General features: G+C 71.6%; 8 protein-coding genes. All 8 read left to right on the top strand.

Features of this window, described 5'->3' with window-relative positions:
- Nucleotides 1-3 precede the first annotated feature (3 nt).
- A complete protein-coding gene (locus tag H9622_RS13565) occupies nt 4-1,332 on the top strand; it encodes an RDD family protein (protein WP_191766956.1) in 1,329 nt (442 codons plus the stop codon).
- Nucleotides 1,329-5,816 (top strand): FtsK/SpoIIIE domain-containing protein, encoded by a 4,488-nt coding sequence (locus H9622_RS13560; protein ID WP_191766955.1) that lies wholly within the window; start codon nt 1,329-1,331, stop codon nt 5,814-5,816. The genes H9622_RS13565 and H9622_RS13560 overlap by 4 nt, the downstream gene beginning before the upstream one ends.
- A gap of 108 nt (nt 5,817-5,924) precedes the next feature.
- Nucleotides 5,925-6,212, top strand: a complete 288-nt coding sequence (locus tag H9622_RS13555) for a WXG100 family type VII secretion target (protein WP_191766954.1) — start codon at nt 5,925-5,927, stop codon at nt 6,210-6,212.
- Between the two features lie 59 nt (nt 6,213-6,271).
- The gene (locus H9622_RS13550) at nt 6,272-6,586 is read left to right on the top strand and encodes a flagellar protein FlgN (protein WP_191766953.1); all 315 of its coding nucleotides are present in this window, start codon (nt 6,272-6,274) and stop codon (nt 6,584-6,586) included.
- A 7-nt stretch (nt 6,587-6,593) separates the two neighbouring features.
- Entirely contained in the window at nt 6,594-7,946 is a 1,353-nt protein-coding gene (locus H9622_RS13545; protein ID WP_191766952.1) for a hypothetical protein, read from the top strand.
- The gene (locus tag H9622_RS13540; RefSeq protein ID WP_191766951.1) at nt 7,943-8,653 is read left to right on the top strand and encodes a hypothetical protein; all 711 of its coding nucleotides are present in this window, start codon (nt 7,943-7,945) and stop codon (nt 8,651-8,653) included. Before H9622_RS13545 ends, H9622_RS13540 begins: the two co-directional genes overlap by 4 nt.
- Complete coding sequence (locus H9622_RS13535) at nt 8,650-9,240, top strand: hypothetical protein (protein WP_191766950.1); 591 nt, start codon at nt 8,650-8,652, stop codon at nt 9,238-9,240. Before H9622_RS13540 ends, H9622_RS13535 begins: the two co-directional genes overlap by 4 nt.
- Nucleotides 9,237-9,851: a hypothetical protein gene (locus H9622_RS13530; protein ID WP_191766949.1), complete on the top strand. Its 615-nt coding sequence runs from the start codon at nt 9,237-9,239 to the stop codon at nt 9,849-9,851. Before H9622_RS13535 ends, H9622_RS13530 begins: the two co-directional genes overlap by 4 nt.
- Nucleotides 9,852-10,054: the final 203 nt, after the last annotated feature.

Raw genomic sequence — 10,054 nt, 5'->3', positions numbered from 1 at the left:
ACGATGACCGACACTGCCGCTCCCGCCCGCCTCACGCGGGACGAGCCCCTCGACGACAGCCCCGTCGCGCCCGAGACGGCGGCGATGCTCGGGATCGTGCCGGCCGGGCTCGGCTACCGCTCGCTCGCGTTCACGATCGACGTGGCCATCTGGCTGGTCCTGGCGGCGCCGCTCATCGCCGGCATGGTCATGCTGGCCCTGGGCGACACCTCACTGCTGGTCCTTCTCCTCATCGCAGGCGGCTGGTTCCTCTCCGGCCTCTTCGTCCTGATCCAGCTGATCCTCCACGGCCGACGGGGCGTGACGACCGGCAAGGCCGCGCTGCGCCTTCGCTCGATCTCGGCGACCGACCTCGGTCGTCCGGGCTTCTGGCGAGTGGTGCTGCGCGCCCTCGTCCTGGCGGCGAGCACGCTCGTGCTGGTCGTCATCGGCCCCGCCGTGCTGTTCGCGTCGAGCCTCGCCGACCCGCAGCGGAGGGGGCGCAGCATCCTGGACCGCATCGGCGGATGCTGGGTCATCGACGCGCGCGCGGGGCTCGACCCGTTCGACGCCAAGGCGCTCCGCCACGCGCGCCGAGCGCTGCGCGGTCGCCCCGACGACACCGAGGAGCTGCCGTCGATGGCGAGCGGTGCCCCGGCGGAGTCGTCCCTGCGCATCCCCGACGCGCGTTCGCGCGCCGGCGTCGTGGGCCCCGGCGGCACCGGGGCGCAGTGGGCGCTCGCCGCGCCGGGCGACGACAGCGTCATCGACGGCGTGCCCGGAGCGGATTCCCCGCCTGCCGCCCCGACGGCGCAGAGCTTCGCCCCCGCGGCGCTGAGCTTCGCGCCCCCGGCGGCCGACGCCGCTGCCGTTGCAGCGCCCGCCGCGGCATCCGCCATCCCGGCAGCCACGCCGGCTCCGGCACGGACCTCGGCCACTGCCCCGGCTGCGCCGACGCCGGCCGAGGTCGTGCAGGCGGCAGGCGCCGCGCCGGCCGCCGGGCTGCGCCGGGCGCAGGCCATGATCCGCTTCGACGACGGCTCGGTGCTCCGGGTTCCCGTGCTGGGACTCATCGGCCGCGACCCGGAGCCCGCCGCGGGTGAGACCGCCGACGCCGTGGTGCGGCTCGACGACCCGCAGCGACTCATGTCGAAGACGCACGCGGCGTTCGGGCAGGACGCCGAGGGGGTGTGGGTCGGCGATCGCGGCTCGCGCAACGGCACGCAGCTGCTGTCGCCCGGCGGAGACGTCGTCGACGTTCCGGCAGGGGAGCGCATGCGCGTCCCCGTGGGCTGGACCGTGCAGATCGGCGGCAGGACGTTCGAGCTCGTTCCGAGAGGTGCTGATTCGTGAAGCTGAAGCTGGGTCTGCGTCGAGGCGTCGGATCCACCGTCGACGTGCTCGTGACCGCCGATTCGACGGCGACCGTGCAGGATGTGGCGCGCGCCCTCGCCGAGGGTGACGCGCTCGCCGCGCCGGGCGGCGTGAACGCGAGCGACGTGCCCACGCTGCTCGTCGCCTCGCCGGCGGGTCGCCCTGTCCACCTCGACCCGTCCGCGTCGATCGCCGACGCGCCCATCGGCTCGGGCTTCGACGCCTCCGTCGTGCCCGCCGTCCACGGGGCCGGCGCCGACGGCGCGGTGACCGCGGCCGTGATGCGCATCCACAGCGGCCCCGACGCCGGTCGAACGATCCCCCTCCCGGCGGGCTCGACGGTGATCGGCCGCGTCGCTCCCGCGCAGGTGCTGCTGGACGATCCGCTCGTCTCGAAGCGCCACGCGCGCGTCGAGGTCGACCAGTCCATCGAGCTCGTCGACCTGAACTCCGCCAACGGCCTCATCGTCGACGGCGGCCTCGTGCAGCGCGTCCGGGTCATCCCGGGCCAGAAGATCACGATCGGCGCGACCGAGGTGTCGTTCTCGCTGGTGCCGCGCGTCGAGACCGACGCGTCGCTCGTGCTGGAGCGCGGCGGCGCGCTCATGTTCAATCGCTCGCCGCGCGTGGAGGACCGCTACGCGGGCCAGGAGTTCCGGCATCCGATCATCCCCAACGAGGCCGACCCGCGCATCTTCCCGTGGCCGATGATCATGGCCCCGGTGCTGCTCGGGCTCGCGATGTTCGCCGTCACGCAGCGCCCCACCTCGCTCCTGATCGTCGCGATGGCCCCGCTCATGATGCTCGGCAACTTCATCGGCCAGCGCACGCAGCAGGGCAAGAAGCTCCAGCTCGAGATCGAGACGTTCGAGACGCAGCTCGACGAGCTCGAGGAGCAGCTCGAGCTGGAAGAGATCGTCGAGCGCGAGCGCCGGCGGGCCGAGGCGCCCGCGACGGCGACCGTGTACGAGAACGCCATGGCGCTCGGGCCGATGCTGTGGACGCGGCGGCCGGAGCACTGGAACTTCCTCGGGCTGCGCCTCGGCGTCGGCGCGGGACACAGCCGCAACACCATCCAGGAGGCGAACGACCAGCGCGGCATCGCGCAGTACTCGCAGCAGGTGCGCAGGCTCCGCGACCGGTTCGCGCACATCGACGACGTGCCCGTCATCGAGCTGCTGCCGTCCGCCGGCGCCATCGGCATCGCAGGACCCCGCGAGCTCGCCGCCGACGTCGTGCGGGGCCTCGGGGTGCAGCTGTTCGGGCTCCACGCCCCAAACGAGGTGGTCACCGCCGCCATCGTCGACCCGGGCTGGACCGGCGACATGGAGTGGATGAAGTGGCTGCCCCACACCACCAGCCCGCGCTCGCCGTTCGCCGAGATGGCGCTCGCCGACAGCCAGTCCGCCGGCACCGCACTGCTCAACGGACTCGAGGAGGCGATCCTCGAGCGCCTGTCGGGGTCGGCGACGCACCGCGGCCCGCTCGCCGCGAGCGAGGTCTCGATGGCCCTGGGCAAGCACGTCGGCGAGCAGCGCGGCGGAGGCGGGTCGGCCGCCGGCGACGTCTCGCTCGTGCTGTTCGTCACGCACGACGCGCCCGTCGACCGTCCGCGCCTCACCCAGGTGATCGAGCGGGGACCGGATGCCGGCGTCTACACCGTCTTCGTCGCTCCCACCGTCGAGTCGCTGCCGGCGTCGTGTCGCACGTTCATCGACGTGAGCGACGGCCTCGACGAGGCCACCGTCGGCTGGGTGCGCGCGGGCGATCGCGCTCAGAAGGTCGCGATCGAGGGCGTCTCGCGCGAGTACGCGGAGATCTTCGCCAAGCGCCTGGCGCCTGTCGTCGACTCGAGTTCCGTCGCGGCCGACTCGTCAGACCTGCCGAACAGCGTGTCGCTGCTGCGCCTCATCGGCACCGACATGGCGGCCGAGCCGCAGGCGGCGGTCGAGCGGTGGCGTCAGAACAACTCGGTCATCGACCGCGCGCGCGGCCCGCGTCCGCGGCTCAAGCGTGCCGGAACGCTGAAGGCGTACGTCGGGCAGGGGAGCCCGGACGCGATGTCGCTCGACCTGCGCACCCAGGGGCCGCACGCACTCGTGGGCGGCACCACCGGCTCGGGCAAGTCGGAGTTCCTGCAGGCCTGGGTGCTCGGCATGGCAGCGGAGTACAGCCCCGACCGGGTGACGTTCCTCTTCGTCGACTACAAGGGCGGGTCGGCGTTCGCCGACTGCGTCGAGCTGCCGCACACGGTCGGTCTCGTGACCGATCTGAGCCCGCACCTCGTGCGGCGCGCGCTCACCAGCCTGCGCGCCGAGCTGCACCACCGCGAGCACCTCTTCAACCGCAAGAAGGCGAAGGACCTCCTCGAACTCGAGAAGCGCCAGGACCCCGAGACCCCGCCCGCGCTCGTGCTCGTCATCGACGAATTCGCCGCGCTCGCGACCGAGGTGCCGGAGTTCGTCGACGGCGTCGTCGACATCGCCCAGCGCGGCCGATCGCTCGGCATCCACCTGATCATGGCGACGCAACGCCCTGCGGGGGTCATCAAGGACAACCTGCGCGCCAACACGAACCTCCGCGTCGCGCTGCGGATGGCCGACGCCGCCGATTCGAACGACGTCGTGGGCGACCCGGTCGCCTCGACGTTCGACCCGTCGATCCCGGGCCGCGGCATCGCCAAGACCGGCCCCGGTCGCCTGGTGCCGTTCCAGTCCGGGTACGCCGGCGGCTGGACCGCGGAAGAGCCCGATCGCGCCCAGGTGCGGGTCGCCGAGCTGCGCTTCGGCTCGGTCACCCTATGGGAGGCCGAGGGCGACAGCGAGTCCGACACCCACGACGAGGACCTCGGTCCCAACGACCAGAAGCGCCTCGTCGCGAACCTCGTGGCCGCGGCTGCCGAGGCGGGCATCCCCGCCCCGCGCCGTCCGTGGCTCGACGACCTCGCCGGCACGATCGATCTGCGCGATCTGCCGCTCGAGGGTGACCAGCGCATCCCGATCGGCCTCGCCGACATCCCGCAGCGGCAGCTGCAGGAGGCGGTCTACTTCCAGCCCGACACCGACGGCCACATGCTCGTCTACGGCACGAGCGGCGCGGGCAAGAGCGCCGCGCTGCGCACGATCGGCATCGCGGCTGGCGCACGGCCCGACCTCGGACGTGTCGCCGTGTACGGCATCGACTTCGGCACCGGCGCGCTGCGCTCGATGGAGATCATGCCCCACGTCGGGTCGATCGTCTCGGGCGACGACGTCGAGCGCGTTCAGCGCCTGCTGCGCACTCTGCGAGGCGTGCTCGACGACCGCGCGAAGCGGTACTCCGACGTCAACGCCGCCACCCTCACCGAGTACCGGCAGATCACCGGCGACGCCGCCGAGCCCCGCATCATCCTGCTGCTCGACGGGTTCGGCGTCTTCAAGCAGGACTGGGAGACGTCGTCGACGCGCGCGCCGTTCTACGGCATCTTCATGCGCCTCCTCGGCGAGGGCCGCCCGCTCGGCGTGCACGTCGTCGCGACAGCCGACCGCTACGGCGCCGTGCCGACCGCGGTGAGCGCGAACGTCACCAAGCGGATCGTGCTGCGCATGTCCGACGAGGGCGCGTACTCGATCCTCGGCGTCGCGAAAGACGTCCTCAACGAGCGCAGCGTGCCCGGCCGTGCGATCGTCGACGGCCTCGAGACCCAGGTCGCCGTCATCGGCGGCACGACCAACGTCGCCGAGCAGAACACCGCCGCCGAGGCCTTCGCCGCGGCGCTGCGGGCGGCGGGCGCCGTCGAGGCGAAGAACATCGGGTCGCTCCCGGTCGAGCTCGACGTCGCCGAGCTGCCGGCGCGCGTGGGGGAGTTCCCCGCGCTCGGCATCGGCGACGACACCCTCGGCCCCAAGGGCTTCGAGCCCGTCGGCACGTTCGTCGTCGCGGGGCCGCCGCAGAGCGGCAAGACCACCGCCCTGCGCGGCATCGTCTCGTCGCTGGAGCGCTTCGATCCCGATGTCGAGCTCTTCCACGTCGGCGGGCGTCGCGCCGCACTGCGCGACTACCGTCCGTGGCGGCAGGCGGTGTCGGCCATCGAAGACGTGCGCGCGCTCGCGAAGGAGCTCAAGGACGTCGTTGCCGACGAGTCGACCTCGAAGCGGATCGCGGTCGTCGTCGAGAACATCACCGAGTACGGCGACACCGACGCCGAGCGCCCGCTCAAGGAGCTCTTCCAGGCGATCAACCGCAGTGACCACTTCCTCGTGGCCGATGGCGACGTGTCGCAGCTGAGCAGCGGCTACGGCCTGATCGGCGAGCTCAAGGGCGGACGCCACGGCATCGCCCTGCGGCCCGAGACGTACGACGGCGACTCGCTGTTCAAGGTCCCCTTCCCGAAGGTGCAGCGGCACGAGTTCCCCGTCGGCCGCGGCCTCTTCGTCGAGAACGGGCAGGTCGTCACGGTCCAGCTGCCGCTGGTCGCGGAGTAGAGACGAGCGGATGCCGCGGATGGGGAATGATCCCCATTGGGAAGCGCTCACCCGCTCGGTTAGCCTGACGTGGGGCCAGAGCGGTCCGAGGTTTCGAAGGGAATGACGATGGCGGATTTCAAGGCTTCCTACGGCGAGATGGAAGCGATGTCGGGCAAGCTCGACAGCGGTCGCGAGGAGATCGGCGACATCCTGCGTCGCCTGAAGAGCGATGTGGACCGTCTGCTCGGCGACGACTTCAAGACGCAGCACGCGTCGGGCAAGTTCGGCGAGGGCTACACCGAGCTGACCACGGGTCTGGAGAAGGCCATCGAGGGCATCGCTGACATGGGTGAGTCGCTGCGCAAGATGCAGCAGGCGATCAAGGACACCGACCAGGCACTCGCCGGCAACTGACGACTTCGCGGCGGCGGCGGCCCTCGGCCGCCCCGCCGCGCCATGCGGGGGGCGAAGAAGTGCCAGACATCTACCTCAACATGCAGGAGCTCGACGAGGTCCTCGCCGGGCTCGACGCATCGATCGGCGAGTTCGACTCCGCGACCGGCGTCGCCGACGGCATCGCCGAGGCGATCGGCCGCCCCGACGGCCGCGGCTCGCTCCACGGCAAGGCGAACGACTTCGAGGACGACTGGAACAACACGCGCGGCGAGTTGAAGGACAACCTCGACCAGATCCGCAAGCACCTCCAGGACGTCATCGACGGGTGGCAGAACTGGGACGCCGAGGCCGCCGCCGCGATGCAGTCGTCGGCCCCCGACAACGCGGTGTGAGGACACGATGACACTCCGTTCCCCCGAGAACAACCTGCTGCGCCGTCTGGAGGGCAACCCCGGCGACGTGCGCCGCTACGGCCAGGATCTCGTCGACGCGGGCGCAGTCATGCGCCGCACGGCGACGCAGCTCAAGCGGATCAGCGAGGGCACGCGGCAGATCGCCGAGTCCGTCGACGCCGTCCGCGAGGTCGCCGGCGAGACGTATCCCGACCTCGAGAAGGCCGCGACGCGGTACGAGCGCACCGGCGCGGTGCTGAAGACGTACGCCGTCGAGCTCGACACGGCGCAGACCGGGATCCACCCGCTCATCCCGCAGATCGAAGACGCCCATCGCGACCTGGCGACGGCCCGGACGGAGGAGGCCGACGCCGACCGGCTCGTGCGCGACCACCGCTACGAGATGCCGTGGGAGGACGACGTCTCCGATTCGCAGAAGCAGGCCGCGCTCGACGCGCAGACCAGCGCCGAGACGGCCCGGGAGAACGCCGAGAGCAGGCTCGCGTCACTGTGGGGCACGTTCGACCGCAAGTTCTCGACCTGGTCGGACGCCTACGACGACGCGGTCGACGGGATCGAGGACGCCTTCGACGCGGCCGATAACAACGACGCGTGGGGCGAGGACCTGCTGCCGGTCCTGGGCTGGATCGCGGTCGGCCTCGCGGTGGTCGCGATCTTCGTGACCGGTCCCATCGCGCTGGCCATCGCCGCCATCGGCGCGGTGATCGCCCTCGTCATGGTCGCGATCAACGTGCTCAAGTACGCCAAGGGCAGAGGCAACTGGCTCGATCTGACGCTGTCGATCATCGGCGTCATCCCGTTCGCCCGACCGCTCATCACGGGGGCGAGGGGCGGCATCGCCGCGCTGCGGGGGGTCTCGGCCACGTTCTCGGCAGGTCGCGGCATCATGCGCGCGTCCGTGCGGTCGACCTTCCCCCGCTTCGGCTACGCGCCGATGTCGGGCGGGCCGTTCTCGCGGCTGGCAGGCCTCGGGAACAACGCGTGGGCGGGCACACGCAATGCGTACTACGCCGTGCGGTCCGGCATGCGGTCGTCGGCGCTGCTCTCGCGCTTCTCGATGCGCGACTTCTTCATCGACCGCCCGGTGATGAACCTGTGGCGCGGCGGGCACAACCCGGTCACGAGCTTCTCGAACTTCCTGCTGCGCAACGGCTCGCGCGTGGGCGACGACGCTGTCGCGTGGGCCAACTCCGCCGAGGTCGCGTCGTTCGCGCCGTCTCAGTTCGCGCAGACCGCCTCCGTCTTCGAGTCGTCGGTCACGTGGATTGTAAACTCCGACTTCATGGCCACGCAGAACTCCGAACGCTACAGCGGCTGGAGAGCGAGCCTCGTGTCGTGACCCCGCCGCACTCGCCCTTCGCCTACGCCATCGGCGACGAAGCCGACGCTGCGCGCGAGCGCAGCATCGGCCCGCGCTGGATGCCGATGAGCATCGGCCTCATCGCGTCGGCGGTCTTCATCGTCGTCACGATCGTGAACATCTTCGTATCGGGCATCCCCAACCCCGTCGACGGCACGTCCGCGTGGGACTCCGATGTGCCGTTCCCGCTCATCCCGCTGCCCAGCTGGCTGACGGTCCCGGTCGCGCTGGCCCCGCTGCTGACCGCCGTTCTGCTGTGGAAGGTCGTGGACGCCCGGCACAAGGCGCTGCTGACCAACACGATCGTCTACGCGCTCACGGTCTTCCTCCTCCTGCCGATCCTGCTGTCGTGGGTGTACCCCGAGCCGGGCGGCATCCCCGACGGGGATCGCACGATGGGATGGCACTGGCTCGGCGCCCCCCTCGCGCTGATCGGCGCGATCGTGCTGATCATCCGCCGCGTGACGCTGCCGGCTTCGCCGGTCGCCCCCGTCCAGCGCGACGCGTTCTTCCTCGAGGAGGTCGAACTGCGGCGCAGGGCGCGCTACGACAAGAAGGCGCGCGCCACCCTCGAGGCCGACCTCGCCGACCTGCGCGCCCGTCAGGCCGCCGCGGCCGCCGCCTCCCCGAAGGCGTCGGAGCGGCCGTCCGGCGCCACCGACGACCAGCCCGGAGACGACGCGTGAGCACACCGACCGCACCGCCGTCCGGACTCGGGTTCTCGATGCTGTTCCCGCCCGGCTGGCGGGAGTTCCGCACCGACGTCGAGAGTGAGCGCGAGCTCACCGAGCTGGCGACCCGCGGCGCCCGCGACGCCGGCCGCGCCGACGTGGCGCTCGCGATCCGCCAGCACATCCACCGGATGTTCGAGGGTCTCCGCCGGCGGCGCGCGCTCGGCGTGCACCTGCCCGTCGTCACGATGGACGACTCCGTCCTCCCGGCCTCGCTCACGGTCGTGCCGGTGCGGTTCGCGCCCGGTGGCCTCGCACGGGCGGTGGCCGACCGGGCCGGCGACGCCGCCGTCGAAGAGGTCGACGCGACGGGCGCCCGCTGGTACCGCTGGTACGACCGCGCCGACCAGCTGGAGGGGCAGGATGCCGCGGCATCCGTCACCCTCCACTACATGATCCCGCGGCCCGACGACGCCGGAGCCCTGCACCTGCTGTACGCCTACACGGTCCTCACCGAGGATCGCGGCGAGGAGCCCGACCGCTCGCTCGAGACGCTCGGGCACGGGATCATCGGCACGTTCGAGTGGGGCCGGCCCGCATGACGGACTACGTGATCGATCTCGACGACCGCGAGTGGATCGGCGTGCCGCCGGCCTTCCCGTATCTCGAGTGGGCGGATGCCGCGGCCTGGTCCGCGGCGATCGCGGACGCCGCCATCCCCGACGATCCCGAGCGCCGCGCCGCTTTCGAGCGTGCCGCCTTCAACGTCGCCTCCGATCGCCCGCAGGACGTCGACCACGTGCTGTGGTTCGCTCCCGAGGACGGCCGCACGATGGGGGTGGCCTTCCTCAGCGTGTACGGCGAGGCCCCGGCCGACGTCGACCTCGAGGAGGTCGCGATGCTGGGCATCGACTCGCCGACGGCGCCGCAGATCGCCTCGCATGCCTCCGAGCGCTTCGGCACCGTCGTGCAGTCGGCGGCGACCGTGCGCCTGTCGGACGTCGCTGCTGATCCGGAGACCGCGCAGGGCGTCGCCGGCAGCATCCGCACCGTGGCCGCGGCATCCGATCTCCTCTTCGTCCTCAACGCCGTCGACGAGGACCTCGTCACCCTCGCGATCATGCAGCAGCCGATGATCGACCTCTTCGAGCGCATCGAGCTGCTGACGGACGACGACGCCGTAACCGACGCGGTGCGGCACCTGGCGCAATAGCGCCCGACGTCCGCCATGGGGAATGGTCCCCATGGGCACTCCGGCGGTCCCGGGTTAGCGTGGAGTCACCGGGCCGGACCCGGTCCACGGACGAAGGGAATGACGATGGCGGATTTCAAGGCTTCTTACGGCGAGATGGAAGCGATGTCGGGCAAGCTCGACAGCGGTCGCGAGGAGATCGGCGACATCCTGCGTCGCCTGAA

This window comes from Microbacterium gallinarum, from assembly GCF_014837165.1.
Taxonomy (GTDB): Bacteria; Actinomycetota; Actinomycetes; order Actinomycetales; family Microbacteriaceae; genus Microbacterium; species Microbacterium gallinarum.
Note: the sequence above shows the minus strand (reverse complement) of the source record. Positions and strands in the feature narration are given on the sequence as shown.